Raw genomic sequence first — 16,084 nt, 5'->3', positions numbered from 1 at the left:
TGCCTAGCCGCGTTCGATGTTGCTCAGTTCCCGCAGGACGCCGATCTTGCCGTCGGTGTCCTGGACCAGGAACTCGTGTCCGCGGTCTTCCAGTGCCAGGACCCAGCCACCGGGCTCGATGACGAAGGCCGGTGCACCGGTGCGTTCGTCATAGGCCGTGCGCGGCTGGGCTACAGCGAACCAGAAAGCCTCGTAGGCCGGGGCAGGGCTGGAGTCGTCGGGGCGGCTGGCTGGGTCGACCGTGGCCCCGATGGACTCATGGGAGCGGGGTCCACCGTGGACGATCGGGGTAGCCATGGTTGCTGCCCACGGACGTTCGGTGCCTTGCTGGGCGGGCTGCTGGGCGGCCGGCTGCTGAGCGTGCTGGGTGGTTGCAGCATCCGCAGCAGCGGGAGCCTCCTCGCGTGGCGTGCCTGACGCATCCCGGGACGCGGCGGCCTGGGTTGCACCCGCCGCCGCGGGAGATGCACCCGCGTGAGGTGCTTGTTCTGCAACCGGCTGTGGTGCCCGGGGTTCCTGCGCTACGGGCGGGTTCGCGGCGGTTCCGATATTCCCGGCGCTTCCGCCGGCTCCGGCCGGGGCTGCCGGCTGAGGCGTGGGAGCTGCCGGAGCTCCTTGGCGAGCGTCGGCTTCCTGCGGCGATGCGCTGGTGGCGTCAGCAGAATGCACGACGGCGGGCGCCCCGGTCCCAGCCGGAGCAGCGGCACCGGCGGGGGTACCGAATCCAGCGGAAGCACCAAGGCCGGTGGAAACGGGAGCAGCATTTTCGCCCACCTTGCCGGCTGCGGGCTTGGGAGTCTTGGGAGCAGGGGGCTTGCGGGTGGGCTGGACGGCCTGCCGCGCCACCACGTGGGCGGGTTCATCGGCACGGCCTTTGAAGTCGGCAGAAAGGAAAGGCAGGTGTGGGCCAAGAACAGTTGCTGCCAAGAGACCCACTGATCCCACCAGGCCCAGCAGGACGCTGCCATTGAAGGACACCGCCGTCGTGAGGAAGAACAGGAGGAACGCGAACGCAGCCGTGACCGACGCAAACTGGTCAACGGACAGGGAGCCGATCCGAACGTGGGTCTTGGGCTGGAGCCGCCGTGCGGCAAACAGTGCCACCACGGTCAACGGCAGGAGGATGCCCAGCAGCAGGAAGAAAAGGTTGCCCACATTCCAGAGGTTGAACCGGCCGCCGAACATCGGCAGGAGCGAGGCTACGAACATGAGCAGCGCGGAGCCAAACACCGTGAGGTCCCGGACTGTGAAGGGGCCGGCAACGGCGTCGTATTTACCGGGGTTGGCCGCCGGTGCCGCAGTTGGGTTGGACGTGCTGCCGTTGGTGGCTTTTCCAGCTTTCGTGTCCTGTCCCGCCTGATGTGCGTCGTGTGGGCCCGGGCTCAGCTGGTTCATCTGTTTCTCCTTCGTACGGCGGTGTCCCGGGCAGTCCGGACCGGTTGAACCGCACTGTTCCGCGGCACACCGGACACGCCTCTGATGCGTCCCGGGACTTGTTCAGCCTATGCCACGCCACTGACAGTGTTCTAGCTGAAAGGGCCCTTACGACTTCGCCCACAGCAAACTCCAAGCTCCCTCGCAGTTGCAGGCACTGGTTCAGCTCCGCCAGCAGCAGCGGCGCCTCCCGCCGTCGTCGTCATGTAAGCGGTTCCCCACCTCCCCTGGTGCCATTCGTCGCCAAATCCGTACCGCTTGCTGGCACATTTGTGACCAGGCACACGTAGGACCTTGTGAAGCGATAGGGTGGGTGGCGGACAGCACTCTGCGGAACCTCCGCTGGATCGCCCGACGTCGAGCCCCGGCGGCGGCGCGGGTCCTCCGGCGGCGTCCGCGCAGCAAAGATCGATGAATGATGAGGTTCACCATGTCCCAGGACACCACCGGATCCACTGCCACCGCTGCTGCTACAACGGCCCAGGGTGGGGCCGCGCACACCGAGGCACTTGAAAACCTTCTGCATGAGAACCGCAAGTTTGCGCCGTCGGCTGACTTCGCGGCGGACGCTGTTGTGGGCGCTGACGAGTACGCCAAGGCAGAAGCCGATCGGCCCGCTTTCTGGGCCAAGCAGGCCCGTGAGCTGCTGAGCTGGGACAAGGACTTCACTGAGGCACTGGATTGGTCCAACCCGCCCTTTGCCAAGTGGTTTGTTGGTGGAGAGGTCAACGCGGCGTACAACGCTTTGGACCGCCACGTGGAGAACGGACTCGGTGACCGGGTCGCGATCTACTTCGAGGGCGAACCCGGCGACACCCGCACCTACACCTACGCCGAACTCACCCAGGAAGTGAAGAAGGCCGCCAACGCCTTCGAGGCCCTGGGCGTGGCCAAGGGCGACCGCGTGGCCGTGTACCTGCCGATGATCCCCGAAGCCGTCATCACCCTGCTGGCCTGCGCCCGGATCGGTGCCGTGCACTCGGTGGTGTTCGGCGGGTTCTCCGCCGACGCCCTGCGCTCCCGGATCGAGGACGCCGAAGCCAAGCTCGTGGTTACCGCCGATGGCACGTACCGCCGCGGCAAGCCCAGCGCTTTGAAGCCTGCGGTGGATGAGGCCCTCTCTGCTATGGAAAACGGCGAGGGCCACTCAGTTAACAACGTGGTCGTGGTCAAGCGCAACGGCGAGGACCTCAACTGGGTCGAGGGCCGCGACCTGTGGTGGGACGACACTGTAGGCGCGGCTGGGACTGAACACACCGCCGTCGGGCATGATTCCGAGCACCCGCTGTTCATCCTTTACACTTCCGGCACCACCGGCAAGCCCAAGGGCATCCTGCACACCACCGGCGGGTACCTCACCCAGGCTGCGTACACGCACAAGGCCGTGTTCGACCTGCACCCGGAAACGGACGTGTACTGGTGCACCGCCGACGTCGGGTGGGTCACCGGCCACTCCTACGTCACCTACGCCCCGCTCATCAACGGCGCCACACAAGTCATGTACGAGGGCACGCCGGACTCCCCGCACCAGGGCCGCTGGTGGGAAATCGTGGAGAAATACAAGGTCTCCATCCTCTACACCGCCCCCACCGCAATCCGTACCTTCATGAAGTGGGGCCGGGAGATCCCTGGCAAGTACGATCTCTCCTCGATCCGCGTGCTCGGGTCCGTGGGCGAACCCATCAACCCCGAAGCGTGGATGTGGTACCGGGAGGTCATCGGCGGCAACGGAGGCAAGAAGACCAATCCGGCCCCGATCGTGGACACCTGGTGGCAGACCGAAACCGGCGCCCAGATGATCGCCCCGCTGCCCGGCGTCACGGCTACCAAGCCCGGCTCGGCGCAGGTTCCGCTGCCCGGCATCGCCGTGGACGTGGTGGACGAGAACGGCGCGTCCGTGGCCAACGGCGAAGGCGGCTACCTCGTGGTCCGCGAACCCTGGCCCTCCATGCTGCGCGGCATCTGGGGCGACCCGGAGCGGTTCAAGGACACCTACTGGTCCCGTTTCGAGGCCATGTATTTCGCCGGCGACGGGGCCAAGAAGGACGAAGACGGCGACGTCTGGCTCCTGGGCCGCGTGGATGACGTCATGAACGTCTCCGGCCACCGCCTCTCCACCACGGAAATCGAATCCGCCCTCGTATCCCACCCGGCAGTGGCCGAAGCGGCAGTGGTCGGCGCCGCGGACGAGACCACCGGCCAGGCCGTCGTGGCGTTCGTGATCCTCCGTGGCGACGCCGTAAACAACGGTGACGAAACCGTGCTGGAACTGCGCAACCACGTAGGCAAGGAAATCGGCCCGATCGCCAAGCCCAAGCAGTTGCTGATCGTTCCGGAACTGCCCAAAACACGATCAGGCAAGATCGTCCGCCGCCTCCTCAAAGACATTGCAGAAGGCCGTGACACCGGCGACGCCACCACCCTGGCCGACCCGTCCATCATGACGCAGATCGCCGAATCGCTGCGGAAGTAGCGTCCCGGCCTTTCCTGGAACGCGACGGCGCCGCCCACCACACGAGGTGAGCGGCGCCGTCGGGGTTTAATACAGCCGCCGGGAGCCTAGACTGTAGCCAGACTCAGACCCGACGAGGCTCCCCGAAAGGCCCCGATGCTCCAGGCAGCACGCCACACCGCCATCATTGATGCAGTCCAGCGCGAACGGGTTGTCCGCGTCTCGGACCTTGCCCTGCTGCTGGGGGTCTCCCCCATGACCGTCCGCAGGGATATCGAGGCCTTGGAGGAAGCCGGACGGGTTGAACGCATCCACGGCGGAGCCAAGCTGCCCGGCGACGCGGGCACCCACGAACCCGGGTTCGAGCTCAAGTCCACCCAGTTGACCGCCGAAAAGCACGCAATCGCCGTGGAGGCGGCCTCGCTGGTGCAGGAGGGCATGGCGATCGGGCTGAGCGCGGGAACCACCACCTGGGCCCTGGCCAAGGAATTGGTCAACGGTCCCCGAATTACGGTGGTCACCAACTCTGTGCGGATTGCCGAACTGTTCCATGGAGCATCATCCGGGCCCGGACGTTTCGGGTCCACCGTGATCCTGATCGGCGGCGAACGCACCCCATCCGATGCCCTGGTCGGTCCTATTGCGACATCGTCCCTGAAGCAGCTTCATCTGGACGCGCTGTTCCTCGGTGTCCACGGCATGGACGCCCGGGCCGGCTTTACCACGCCCAACCTGCTGGAGGCCGAAACGGACAGGGCGTTCATGGCATCGGCCCGCAGCACCGTGGTGTTGGCGGACCACAGCAAATGGGGGGTCGTGGGAATCGCCTCGATCGCGCCGCTGGAGGAAGCCGACGAACTCATCACGGATTCACTGTTGGGCGACGATGCCCGGCGGCTGCTTGAAGAGAACGTCGCAAAGCTCAGGACCGCCAAAATACCCAACTAAGTCGCATTTGTGCGCGTTTTGAGGGCTCAAAACGCGCACAAATGTCACCCAGTTGGGTCTCATACCGCGGGTGGAGGCCGGGCCGCAGACTTCAGCCACCGGACTGACGCCCCGGCACCCGGGGTCCGGGGATGCTGGGTATATGAACGCCATTCTTCAAGCCCAGCAGCTTTCCAAGCACTACCCCGGCAGCGTCGCACTGGACCACGTGGACTTCGCCGTGAACGCCGGCGAATCGGTCGCCATCATCGGTCCGTCAGGTTCCGGTAAAACCACCCTTCTGCACTGCCTCGCCGGGATTTTGAAGCCCGACGCCGGTACGGTCACCTTGGGTTCGGCGGCCGGGCCTCTGAACCTTGGTGCCATGACGGACGCTGCCCTCTCCCGTCTACGCCGCGAGGAATTCGGCTTTGTCTTCCAGCAAGGCATGCTCCTGCCCGAACTCACCGCCCTTGAAAACGTGGCCCTGGCCCTCATGCTCAACGGTACCGACCGCCGCACCGCCGAGTCCCGGTCCGCCGAGTGGCTGGCCGCTCTGGGGCTGGCAGGCATGGAAAAGCGACGATTGGGTGAGCTGTCCGGCGGGCAGGTCCAGCGGGTGGCCATCGCCCGCGCCCAGGTAACCGGCGCCCGGGTGGTTTTCGCCGACGAACCAACCGGTGCCCTGGACTCGGCGACGTCCTCGGAGGTGCTCGACGTGTTGCTGGGTTCCGCGTCGGCCAACGGCAGGACACTGCTGGTGGTGACCCACGACCCCAACGTCGCCACCCGCTGCCGGCGGGTGGTGGAACTGCGGGACGGCCGGATTGTGGCCGACAGCGGTGGGCCGGTCCCTGTGGCACCCCAGCCTGTCCACAACTTCAAAGGCGCGTTCAATGTCTAGTCTGGTCACGGCCGTCCGTCTCACTCCCTATCTCGCCAAGGGCCGAAGCCTCCGCGAATCCGGCCTCAAGGATGCCGGGCTGCCGATCGTGGCCTTCGGCACCGTCACCGCACTGCTTCTTACTGTTGCCGGCGGTTCCCAGGTCTTTTGGTCATGGTCCGACGACATCGCCGGAACTTACCAGGCGCTGGCGGTCGTCGCCGTCGTCCTGCTCATCGTTCCCTTGTTGACCCTTGGCGCCTCGGCCGCACAGCTGGCCGCCCGCCGTCGTGATGCCCGGTTGGCGTCCCTGCGGTTGCTGGGTGCCAACAGCGCAACGGTCGTCTGGCTGACAGTCATTGAATCGACAATCCTCGCAGCCATCGGTGCCATTGCGGGCGCCGCCCTCTACGCGTGCGCCGCGCCATTCCTTGGCCTGATCCAGTTCCGCGGACAGGCGATCGGATCATATGCCTGGCTGTCCTTGCCAGCCATGGCGGCGTGCATCGCCGGTGTCTGCGCGCTGGCCGCTGTCAGCGCGGCGCTGGGACTGCGGAAAGTGGTGGTGACGCCGCTGGGGGTGCGGACCCGGCAGACCCCCGACGGCGCCCATTGGGTCCGCGGGCTGGTGGCAGTGGTGGTGGTGCTCGCCGGAGTAGCAGCCATGGGCATGCTCAGCAGTTTCGGTACGTTTATTGTGATCCTCTCCGTGCTGGGAGGCTGCTTCGGGTTGGCGCTGCTGGCACTGAACCTCATGGGTCCGTGGGTCCTGCGGTTGCGGGCGTCGTCGCAGCTGAAACGAGCCAAGCGACCCGAGCAATTGCTCGCCGCGCGGACCGTGCTCGAAAGTCCGAAGGAGTCGTGGCGACAGGTAGGGGGCGTTGCGATGACCAGCTTTGTGGGGGTCTTTGTGGGGGTGGGCATGGCCGTGGCGGACACCATGGGCGGCGATGCTGCCCATGAGACCGCCCTGCTGGTGCGCGACATCAATACCGGCGTCATGATCACGTTGCTGGGCTCGTTCCTGATGGTGGCGTGCTCGGCGGGTGTGAACCAGGCGGCCGCAGTTCTGGACCGGGCATCCATGCTGGTGGCCCTGGACCGGATGGGCATGCCCCGCGAACTTATGGTCGCCGCCCGGGTGCGGGCTGTGATGTCGCCCCTGTTCCTGGTGGCGGGCATCTCCGCCGCTGCTGCGGCCCTGCTGGTCCTGCCGCTCGCGGGCGCCGTGCTCCTGACGCAGCCGGTTGTCTTCCTGACAATTGGCGGCGTCTTTGCGGCCGGGTTCGCACTGGTCCGGCTGGCGGTCGCAGCAGGCACAGGCCAGATCGGTCAGGTGCTGGCCCGCCCCGAACGCTGCGCGGGCATGGACTCCTGATCCGCCAACCCCGGATGCTCGCTCACTTCCACCCCCTGTTCCCCCAACGCTCTCTCACGTAATGGCACGATTTTTCCAACGCTCTCTCACGTAACCGCACGATTTTTCCGACGCTCTCTCACTTTCCTGAGGAGAGGGAGAGAGTATCCAGCAGAAACGGGCGATAGGTGAGAGAGGATCCGGCAGAAACGGGCGATAGGGGAGAGAGGATCCGGCAGAAACGGGCGATAGGTGAGAGAGGATCCGGCAGAAACGGGCGATAGGGGAGAGAGGATCCGGCAGGAAAGGGCGATAGGTGAGAGAGGGTCCTAGGGGCAGCCGCAGGATTGGCGGATGATCAGTTCCGTGGGCAGGATGCGGTGCTCCCGGTCTCCCCCGCGGCCCTCCCCCACCAGGGCACGCACAGCGGCCTCGGCCATGGCGTTCACCGGCTGGGCCACCGTGGTGAGTGCGGGCCAGCTGTACTCGGAATCGATCGAGCCGTCAAAGGACACCAGGGCAATGTCCTCGGGCACCGTCACGCCGGCTTCGTGGAGGGCACGAAGGATGCCAATGGCCTGCATATCGTTGGAAGCGAAGATCGCCGTTGGCCGGTTGGCCATGGCGAGGAACCGTTTGCCCAGCTCATAACCGCCGGGACGGCTGAACGGGCTGTGCAGCATGGGTCCGTCCGGCAAGCCGGCATCGCGCAGGGCCCCGAGCCAGCCCACTTCGCGGCCGTCCAACTGGTTCCCGGTGTTGGTTCCAATGGCTAGGCCAATGTTGGTGTGCCCATGCCCAATCAGGTGCTCCACCGCTGCGCGCCCTCCGGCTTCCAGGTCCACCCCGACGCTCGTGAAGCCCGGTGGGGATCCGGCGTTGTTCAACAGCACCGACGGGATCTCCGAGGCTTCCAGATCACCAAGATCGGGATCGAACACACAACTCGCCAGGAACACCCCGTCCACTTGCCGTGCCGCCAGGTTCCGGATGTTTTGGCGTTCCTTGCTGAGGCTTCCGTCGGAGTTGGCAAGGACCGTGCCGTATCCAAGTTCTGCGGCAGCATCCTCCACGGCGTGGGCCAACTGGGTGAAGAAGGGATTGGTGTTGTCCGGGACTATGACGCCAACCGTTTCGCTGGAGCCCAGTTTCAGTGCCCGTGCGGCAGCATTCGGACGGTACCCGAGGATGCGGATGGCATCGCGCACCTTGGCTTCGGTCGCCGGGGCGACGTTCTTAGGCCCACCGTTCACCACATAACTCACGACGGCGGTACTCACCCCGGCGTACCGGGCCACGTCTTTTCGGGTCACCGGTCCGCGCGGGGTTTGTACAGCTGATGTGGTCATGGGGTAAATGCTAGCTACATCGCAGGGGCATCGCCGAAGTCGCGGATGGGCAGGCGTTCGCCGCCCCGGAGTGCAGATTCGTGTGCCACGATCCCTGGGAGTGTGTAGCGGGCAGCAACCCAGGCATTTACCGGCGGGAGTGAATTCTTGTTGACGGCGGTGACAAAGTCGTCCACCAGGAACTGGTGACTGCCCTCGTGGCCGTTGGGAGCTCCAAGGAATTCCTGCGGCAGCCGTGCCTGGTCGTGAACCGGGGCAAGCCCGGAGATGAAGGCATCACGAAGTTCCGGAGCAACGTCGGCCAACGAGGGATCATCAGCCGACATGGTCGGTTTGGTTTCCACCTGCCCTGACACGTCCTGCACAGAAGACTTGTCCTGCCACACGGTGGTGGTGGCGAGTTGCTCGAAGCTGGCCTCAGTTCCGAAGAAGCGGAAGCGTGATTCGCGGATATGTGAGGGGTACCCCACGCGGCGCATCTCATTGGTGCGCATCGCACCGCCGTCGTTCATTTCGAACAGCGCCGTTGCATTCGAGAAGTCGTTGCCGAACATGCTGACGTCCTTGTCGAAGACGCCGTCGTTGCGCTGGTCCTTGACGCCGATGCAGCTGACGCTGACTGCGTGTCCGGGAACTGCTCCCAGGACACCACCGATGGCATGGGTCGGATACAGCATGGGCGGGTAGCTCGCGGTTTCCTTCCAGCGCTCTCCCCCGCTGTACTGGTAAGCGTCGTAGAACCCGAGGTCCATGTCGTGGACGTAGTCGCCCTCGGTGTAGAAGACGCGACCGAACTTGCCGGCTTCCTGCTGCTTGCGCGCAAACACGGTGGCGGGGTTGTAGTAGCTGGTTTCGCCCATCATGTAGACGAGTTTGGTCTCCCTGACGGCCTCGATAATCCGAGCGATCTCTTCCTCGGAAATGGCCATGGGCACCGCCGAGTAGACATGCTTGCCTGCCCTGAGGGCGCGTTCTACCAGAGGACCGTGGGTCCACCGCTGCGTGAAGATGGCGACAGCATCGACGTCGGACTCCAGGAGTTCGTCAAAGCCGGCCATCACCCCGTCCAGGCCCCAGCGCTCCTGCGCCGCTGCCGCGCGCTCGGGCACCTCGTCGACGGCGTAAACCTCACGCACGCCCGGGTGCAGCTTGAACAGATGCGCGAACTGGCTGCCGAACTGTCCGGCGCCCAGCACGCCAATCGAAAACGTCATTGTTTACCTTTCTGATGCCGCCCACGCGGCTTGGTTGTGATGGTTCCCACGTGCAAGGAAGTCTCGCACCGGAATCTACACGAGTCAACAAAGAGACCAATTCCGAACATTTCCCAGCAGCAAGTCTTGCCAAACAGAAATCTACTCGTGTAGATTCGAGCTCGTTGTAATTCACATCACAGCAAGATAAGAGTCGACGATGACCACGCTAACCAAGCAGCCGGGCAGCGCATCAGAGCGCTCACGGCGAAGCCACGGGCCCAACAGCGCACCCGCCAAACGCAGCCTGGCCAGCCGCCTGGGAGACCTGAGGATCGCCATCCTCTTCATCCTCCCGGCCGTCGTCGGCTTCGTGGCGTTCTTCCTGATTCCCACTATCCGCGGCATCTACCTGAGCTTCACCGAATACAGCATCCTCGGCGAACCCACATGGATCGGGATCAAGAACTACACCGCGATCTTCGGCGACGAGCTGTTCTGGAACGCCATGGGCGTCACCCTCCAGTACGTAGCACTGAACATCGGCTTCCAGACAGTGATCGCCCTTGGGCTGGCCCTCCTGATGCACCGGGTTGCCAAGTCCACCTTCATCCGTGGCGCGCTGCTTCTTCCTTTCCTGGTGGCAAACGTGATCGTCGCCCTGGTCTGGTTTTGGATGCTGGACTACCAGCTGGGCATCGTGAACGAGGTCATGAGCTGGATCGGGCTGCCCCGCGTGGCCTTCTTCGGCAGCGAACAATGGGCCATCCCCACCATCGCTTTCGTCAACGTCTGGCGCCACATGGGATACACAGCCCTGCTGATCTTCGCCGGTCTCCAAGCCATCCCGAACAACCTTTACGAAGTGGCAAACCTCGACGGCGCGTCCCCCACCAGGACGTTCTGGAGCGTCACCATGCCGCTGCTCCGCCCGGTGCTGGTCCTGGTCCTGGTGGTTACCGTCATAGGTTCCTTCCAGGTCTTCGACACCGTAGCCGTCACCACCAACGGCGGCCCCGTCAACGCATCACGCGTGATCCAGATGTACATCTACCAGAAAGCCTTCGGCGAGTCCGATTTCGGCTACGCCTCCGCCCTGTCCGTGATCCTGTTCGTCATCCTCGCCTTGGTCGCCTTCCTTCAGATGAAGTTCCTCAAGGGCAACGAATCGGACCTGGACTAGCAAGGACCCGGAGCAAAGGAACCCCACCATGACTACTACAACCCTGCCCCGCGAAACGTCCCGCAGGAAGCCCCTCAACTGGCGCCGCATCGGCGCCTGGGTGATTGTCGCCGTCGCCCTCGCCGTGACCATTGCCCCCTTCTACTGGATGCTGCGTACGGCACTGTCCAGCAACGGCGCCCTGGCGTCCAACTCAGCCAACCTTCTCCCCGCCGACTTCAGCTGGGGTGCCTTCAAGCGGGTCCTCGGCCTGCAGACCACGGAAGAAGCCATTGCAGAAGGCGGATCCGGTGCTGCGATCAATTTCTGGCTGTACCTTCGCAACTCCGTCATCTTCGCCACCATCACCACGGCCGGCCAGGTGTTCTTCAGCGCGATGGCTGCCTACGCCTTCGCACGGCTGCGCTGGCCGGGGCGAAACAAAGTCTTCGGGCTGTTCCTGACCACCATGATGGTCCCGCCGATCTTCACCGCGCTGCCCAACTTCCTCATGATCAAGAACCTGGGCCTCCTCAACACCATGGCCGGCATGACGCTTCCGTTCCTGTTCATGACCCCGTTCGCCATCTTCTTCCTGCGGCAGTTTTTCCTGGGTATGTCCCGCGAGGTGGAGGAAGCGGCAATGCTCGACGGCGCCAAGCACCTCAGGATCTTCTTCCAGATTGTGCTTCCCAACGCCGCAGCCCCCATCGCCACGCTGGCGCTGCTCACCTTTATCGGTCAGTGGAACGAATACTTCTGGCCTCTGCTGGTGGGTCAGGACGAGAGCGTCCGTGTGCTCACCGTCGGTTTGAGTGTCTTCAAATCCCAGTCACCGCAAGGCGCGCTCGACTGGTCGGGCCTCATGGCCGGAACCCTGGTGGCCGCGCTGCCGATCTTCATCCTCTTCATCGCCTTCGGCAAGAAGGTTGTGAACTCCATCGGATTCTCCGGAATCAAATAACTCCCCCGTATGAACACTGAAAGGTCCGTCATGAAGAAAACCCTCGGCGTCGCCGCTGCTGCCGCGGCCATAGCACTATCCCTGTCCGCCTGCGGCGGGTCCAGCGCGGGTTCCTCCGACGCCAAAGGCGAGATCAACTACTGGCTGTGGGACGCCAACCAGCTCCCCGCGTACCAGCAGTGTGCCGACGATTTCACCAAAGCCAACCCGGACATCAAGGTCAAGATCACCCAACGCGGTTGGGACGACTACTGGACCACCCTCACCAACGGGTTTGTCGCCGGAACAGCTCCGGATGTCTTCACCAACCACCTCTCCAAGTACCCGGAGTTCGCTGCCAAGAAGCAGCTGCTGCCCCTCGATGAGGCCGTGGAGAAGGACGGCATCAAGCTCGATCAGTACACCAAGGGCCTCCCGGAGCTCTGGGTGGGCCAGGACGGCAAGCGCTACGGTCTCCCGAAGGACTGGGACACCGTTGGACTGTTCTACAACAAGGCGATGACCGATGCCGCAGGAATCACGGCCGAACAGATGGCCAACCTGGACTGGAACCCCAAGGACGGCGGCAGCTATGAAAAGGTCATTGCCAAGCTGACGGTAGACAAGAACGGCAAGCGCGGCGACGAGCCCGGCTTCGACAAGAACAACGTGGCCACCTACGGATTGGGCCTCTCCGGCAGCGGTTCGGGCCAGGGCCAGACTGAGTGGAGCTTCCTCACCGCGACCACCGGCTGGACTGCCACGGACAAGAACCCGTGGGGCAACAGGTTCAACTACGACGATCCCCGGTTCCAGGAAACCATCGCGTGGTGGGCCGGGCTGATCGACAAGGGCTACATGCCCAAGCTCGAGACCACGGTCGGCGCGAGCGTGACGGACAACTTCGGTGCCGGCAAGTCCGCCATCAACTCCAACGGCGACTGGCTGATTGGGCAGTACCAGACCTACAAGGGCATCACCACGGGAATCGCCCCCACGCCCAAGGGTCCCAACGGCAAACGTGCTTCCATGTTCAACGGCCTGGCCGACTCCGTCTGGGCCGGTACCAAGAATCCTGCCGCCAGTGTGAAATGGGTTGAGTACCTGGGCTCCACGGCCTGCCAGGACGTAGTGGCCGGCAAGGCCGTAGTCTTCCCTGCCATCAGTTCCTCATCCGACAAGGCAGCAGAAGCGTTCAAGGCCAAGGGCACCGACGTCTCCGCCTTCACCACCCACGTGAAGGACGGTACCACTTTCCTCTTCCCGATCGCGGACAAGGCCGCCAAGGTTGACGGCATCATGAAGCCGGCCATGGATGCCGTGCTCTCCGGCAAGAAGCCCGCGTCCTCGCTGACGGAAGCCAACAACCAGGTCAACAACCTCTTCAAGTAACCCTTGCGGGGCCCGCTTTGCGCGTTATTTCCCTCGCTATGCGCGGAGAGCGGGCCCCACAATTTTTGGAAATGAGACTTCACGCATGAACCCGCTCCACCTCCGTTCCGCCGGCACCAGCCTGGTCATCAGCACCCACCGCGGAGAGGCTGAGATTGTCCACTGGGGAGCCGACCTGGGCGATACCCTCCCGGACCTGTCCCTCCTGAACGAGCCCATCCCGCCGTCCTCGATCGACGCCAACGTCCCCACCGGGCTCCTCCCCCAGGCATCATCGGCATGGCAGGGGCGGCCCGGGCTTCGTGGGCACCGGATCACCGACGGCGTGGCAGGCCTCGACTTCTCTGTCCGCCTGAGCGCGGTGAGCGCTGACGCGGACGGACGCACCGCCGTCGTGATTCAAACGGATCCCGACGCCGGTATCACCGTCGCGAGCCACCTCACCTTGCATCCCGGCGGGCTGCTGGAACTGCGCCACGAACTCACCAACCACGGCACGTCGCCTTTCCACGTGGATGAGTTGGCGACCATGCTTCCGGTGGCGCCGGACGCGGTCGAACTCCTGGACCTGACCGGGCGCTGGTGCCGTGAGCGCCACCCCCAGCGGAGGGCGATCCAGCAGGGAACGTGGGTACGCACCGGGCGTCACGGCCGCACGGGGCACGATTCGTCCCTGTTGCTGGCCGCCGGTACTGCGGGTTTCGGCAACCGGCACGGCAAGGTCTGGGCGACCCATCTGGCCTGGAGCGGAAACCATGAGCAGTTCGCCGACCGACTGGCTGACGGCAGGACCGTGCTCGGCGGTTCGGAGCTCCTGGGTCCTGCGGAAGTGGTGCTGCAGCCCGGGGAAACGTACCAGACTCCCACGTTGTTCGCCGCTTACTCGGACCGGGGACTGGACGGAATCAGCGAGGCGTTCTACAGCTGGTTCCGTTCCCGCCCTCATCACGTCTCCGGACCCCGCCCGGTGGTCCTCAATACCTGGGAAGCCGTGTACTTCGACCACAACCTGGAAACGTTGGTCGAACTGGCCGAGTCCGCTGCGGATCTTGGGGTTGAGCGTTTCGTGCTCGACGACGGCTGGTTCCGCGGGCGACGTGACGACCACGCCGGGCTGGGTGACTGGTATGTGGACGGGACACTATGGCCTGGGGGCCTGACTCCGCTCATCGAAGCGGTAACGTCCCGCGGCATGGATTTTGGCCTGTGGGTGGAACCGGAGATGGTGAACCTCGACTCGGACATTGCCCGGGAGCACCCCGAATGGATCGTGCGCCCCGCGGCCCGGTCCCCCAAGGATGGCGGACGGCTGCCCCTGGAGTGGCGGCACCAGCATGTGATCGATCTGGTGAACCCCGCCGCCTGGCAGTACGTGTTCGACCGTATCGACGCTTTGCTCCGCGATAACAACATCAGCTACCTCAAGTGGGACCAAAACAGGGACCTGCTGGAGCACGGCCACGCCGGCCGCGCGTCGGTGCATCAGCAAACCCTGGCCGCCTATCGTCTGTTCGACGCGCTACGGGCTGCCCACCCCTCCGTGGAAATTGAAAGCTGCTCCTCCGGCGGCGCCCGCGTGGACCTGGGCATCCTTGAACGAACGGACCGCATCTGGGCCTCCGACTGCAACGACGCCCTGGAACGGCAGACCATCCAGCGGTGGACGGGCATGGTGGTGCCTCCGGAGCTGGTGGGCGCGCACATCGGTCCGTCGACGTCCCACACCACGGCCCGCACCCATGACCTGTCCTTCCGGGCGATCACTGCGTTGTTCGGGCACTTCGGGATGGAGTGGGATGTCCGCACGGTAACCGGGGCGGAACGGCAGGAACTCAAGCGTTTCATTGCCCTGTACAAGGAACACCGGGAACTCATCCACAGTGGACGGATGGTCCGGGCCGATGTCCCCGATGAGTCCCTGATGGTGCACGGCGTCGTTGCCGCAGACCACGACGGCGGTGCCGCGGATAGTGCCACGGCGGCGCTGTTCGCTGTGGTCAGGACCCGGACGGGGTTCGCGGAGATGCCGGGCAGGGTGGCAATCCCCGGGCTCGAGGCTGGCCGGAACTACAGGGTGGAGTTGCTGTTCCCCCGTCCCGCGGATGCTGATTACGGGCACGCGTTCATGGAAGCACAGCCCGCGCCGTGGCTGGCTTCCGGCGCCCAGGCGTCCGGGCGGTTCCTCGGTGAGGTCGGCCTGCCGATGCCTGTCCTCCAGCCCGAACACGCCATCCTGCTCCGCGTCACAGCCCTCTGACGCTCTCTCACCAAAAGCACGCTTTAGGCGGACGCTCTCTCACCAAAAGCACGCTTTAGGCGGACGCTCTCTCACCAAACGCCCGCTTTAGGCGGACGCTCTCTCACCAAACGCCAAGCGTCAGAGCGCGTCCGCGAGGTAATCAATAGCCAGCTTGTAGCCCAGCACTCCTGCGCCCACGATGATCGCCTGGCACACCCCCGACAGGTAGGAGTGGTGGCGGAATTCCTCGCGCTGGTGGACGTTGGTGATATGGACCTCGACGGCGGGAAGCTGGACCGCTGCAAGGGCATCCCGGAGTGCCACGGACGTATGCGTGAAGGCACCGGCGTTGATGACGATACCGACGGCGGTGCCTCGCGCTGCGTGGATCGCGTCCAGGAGGTCGCCCTCGTGGTTCGACTGGACGCAGTCCACCGTAAAGCCGTGTGACTCAGCGGCAGACAGCGCCAACTGCTCAACGTCGGCCAAAGTGGACGTCCCGTATTTCTCCGGCTCACGGGTGCCCAGAAGGTTCAGGTTGGGTCCATTGATGACAAGGATGGTTCCACGGGCAGCGTCGTTGGCTTCACTCATGGCTTCAAATCTATAGCCGTGAGTCAGCGTCCGTGAATTGTGCCCGGAACGTGAGCGAGGAACGCCGGAAAACGCCCATGATGTGAGAGTGCCCCTATGTTTTTCGTCAAGCTGTTGATGGGTGTTTTGGTTGGTAGAGGGTGCTGTCGCGGAGCATGG

At 64.5% G+C, this 16,084-nt stretch carries 12 protein-coding genes; 8 read left to right on the top strand and 4 right to left on the bottom strand.

Annotated features, from left to right (window positions below; genetic code table 11):
• Window positions 1–3: 3 nt before the first annotated feature.
• Complete coding sequence (locus ACSVIE_RS17630) at window positions 4–1,395, bottom strand: hypothetical protein (protein WP_442424687.1); 1,392 nt, start codon at window positions 1,393–1,395, stop codon at window positions 4–6.
• A gap of 469 nt (window positions 1,396–1,864) precedes the next feature.
• Here ACSVIE_RS17630 and acs point away from each other — a divergent pair, with 469 nt between their 5' ends.
• From acs to ACSVIE_RS17610, 4 genes are all read left to right on the top strand, one after another.
• Window positions 1,865–3,907, top strand: coding sequence for an acetate--CoA ligase (gene acs / locus ACSVIE_RS17625; protein ID WP_442424712.1), 2,043 nt, complete (start codon window positions 1,865–1,867; stop codon window positions 3,905–3,907).
• Window positions 3,908–4,042: 135 nt separating this feature from the next.
• Complete coding sequence (locus ACSVIE_RS17620; protein WP_426003968.1) at window positions 4,043–4,834, top strand: DeoR/GlpR family DNA-binding transcription regulator; 792 nt, start codon at window positions 4,043–4,045, stop codon at window positions 4,832–4,834.
• Between the two features lie 142 nt (window positions 4,835–4,976).
• Entirely contained in the window at window positions 4,977–5,717 is a 741-nt protein-coding gene (locus tag ACSVIE_RS17615; protein WP_426003969.1) for an ABC transporter ATP-binding protein, read from the top strand.
• Complete coding sequence (locus ACSVIE_RS17610; RefSeq protein WP_426003970.1) at window positions 5,710–7,074, top strand: FtsX-like permease family protein; 1,365 nt, start codon at window positions 5,710–5,712, stop codon at window positions 7,072–7,074. The genes ACSVIE_RS17615 and ACSVIE_RS17610 overlap by 8 nt, the downstream gene beginning before the upstream one ends.
• Window positions 7,075–7,382: 308 nt before the next feature.
• Here the strand turns inward: ACSVIE_RS17610 and ACSVIE_RS17605 are convergent, their stop codons facing one another.
• A complete protein-coding gene (locus tag ACSVIE_RS17605) occupies window positions 7,383–8,402 on the bottom strand; it encodes a LacI family DNA-binding transcriptional regulator (RefSeq protein ID WP_426003971.1) in 1,020 nt (339 codons plus the stop codon).
• Between the two features lie 14 nt (window positions 8,403–8,416).
• Window positions 8,417–9,616, bottom strand: a complete 1,200-nt coding sequence (locus tag ACSVIE_RS17600) for a Gfo/Idh/MocA family protein (RefSeq protein ID WP_442424686.1) — start codon at window positions 9,614–9,616, stop codon at window positions 8,417–8,419.
• A gap of 199 nt (window positions 9,617–9,815) precedes the next feature.
• Here ACSVIE_RS17600 and ACSVIE_RS17595 point away from each other — a divergent pair, with 199 nt between their 5' ends.
• From ACSVIE_RS17595 to ACSVIE_RS17580, 4 genes are all read left to right on the top strand, one after another.
• Window positions 9,816–10,778: a carbohydrate ABC transporter permease gene (locus ACSVIE_RS17595; RefSeq protein ID WP_426003974.1), complete on the top strand. Its 963-nt coding sequence runs from the start codon at window positions 9,816–9,818 to the stop codon at window positions 10,776–10,778.
• A 28-nt stretch (window positions 10,779–10,806) separates the two neighbouring features.
• On the top strand, window positions 10,807–11,721 hold the full coding sequence (locus ACSVIE_RS17590) for a carbohydrate ABC transporter permease (RefSeq protein ID WP_426003975.1): 915 nt from the start codon (window positions 10,807–10,809) through the stop codon (window positions 11,719–11,721).
• A gap of 30 nt (window positions 11,722–11,751) precedes the next feature.
• On the top strand, window positions 11,752–13,092 hold the full coding sequence (locus tag ACSVIE_RS17585; RefSeq protein WP_442424685.1) for an ABC transporter substrate-binding protein: 1,341 nt from the start codon (window positions 11,752–11,754) through the stop codon (window positions 13,090–13,092).
• Window positions 13,093–13,177: 85 nt separating this feature from the next.
• Window positions 13,178–15,349, top strand: coding sequence for an alpha-galactosidase (locus ACSVIE_RS17580; RefSeq protein ID WP_442424684.1), 2,172 nt, complete (start codon window positions 13,178–13,180; stop codon window positions 15,347–15,349).
• A 120-nt stretch (window positions 15,350–15,469) separates the two neighbouring features.
• On the opposite strand, the gene aroQ is transcribed toward ACSVIE_RS17580, so the two are convergent.
• Window positions 15,470–15,925, bottom strand: a complete 456-nt coding sequence (gene aroQ, locus ACSVIE_RS17575) for a type II 3-dehydroquinate dehydratase (RefSeq protein WP_426003979.1) — start codon at window positions 15,923–15,925, stop codon at window positions 15,470–15,472.
• Window positions 15,926–16,084 lie beyond the last annotated feature (159 nt).

Origin of the sequence: Paenarthrobacter sp. NCHU4564 (assembly GCF_052156435.1) — a bacterium.
Classification (GTDB): Bacteria; Actinomycetota; Actinomycetes; order Actinomycetales; family Micrococcaceae; genus Arthrobacter.
Note: the sequence above shows the minus strand (reverse complement) of the source record. Positions and strands in the feature narration are given on the sequence as shown.

Bases quoted from the DNA above. Each gene is read 5' to 3' on its own strand.
- ACSVIE_RS17605 (WP_426003971.1), bottom strand. From the start codon at position 8,402: ATGACCACATCAGCTGTACAAACCCCGCGCGGACCGGTGACCCGAAAA.
- ACSVIE_RS17580 (WP_442424684.1), top strand. From the start codon at position 13,178: ATGAACCCGCTCCACCTCCGTTCCGCCGGCACCAGCCTGGTCATCAGC.
- ACSVIE_RS17595 (WP_426003974.1), top strand. From the start codon at position 9,816: ATGACCACGCTAACCAAGCAGCCGGGCAGCGCATCAGAGCGCTCACGG.
- ACSVIE_RS17630 (WP_442424687.1), bottom strand. From the start codon at position 1,395: ATGAACCAGCTGAGCCCGGGCCCACACGACGCACATCAGGCGGGACAG.
- ACSVIE_RS17620 (WP_426003968.1), top strand. From the start codon at position 4,043: ATGCTCCAGGCAGCACGCCACACCGCCATCATTGATGCAGTCCAGCGC.
- ACSVIE_RS17615 (WP_426003969.1), top strand. From the start codon at position 4,977: ATGAACGCCATTCTTCAAGCCCAGCAGCTTTCCAAGCACTACCCCGGC.
- ACSVIE_RS17610 (WP_426003970.1), top strand. From the start codon at position 5,710: ATGTCTAGTCTGGTCACGGCCGTCCGTCTCACTCCCTATCTCGCCAAG.
- acs (WP_442424712.1), top strand. From the start codon at position 1,865: ATGTCCCAGGACACCACCGGATCCACTGCCACCGCTGCTGCTACAACG.
- ACSVIE_RS17590 (WP_426003975.1), top strand. From the start codon at position 10,807: ATGACTACTACAACCCTGCCCCGCGAAACGTCCCGCAGGAAGCCCCTC.
- ACSVIE_RS17585 (WP_442424685.1), top strand. From the start codon at position 11,752: ATGAAGAAAACCCTCGGCGTCGCCGCTGCTGCCGCGGCCATAGCACTA.
- ACSVIE_RS17600 (WP_442424686.1), bottom strand. From the start codon at position 9,616: ATGACGTTTTCGATTGGCGTGCTGGGCGCCGGACAGTTCGGCAGCCAG.
- aroQ (WP_426003979.1), bottom strand. From the start codon at position 15,925: ATGAGTGAAGCCAACGACGCTGCCCGTGGAACCATCCTTGTCATCAAT.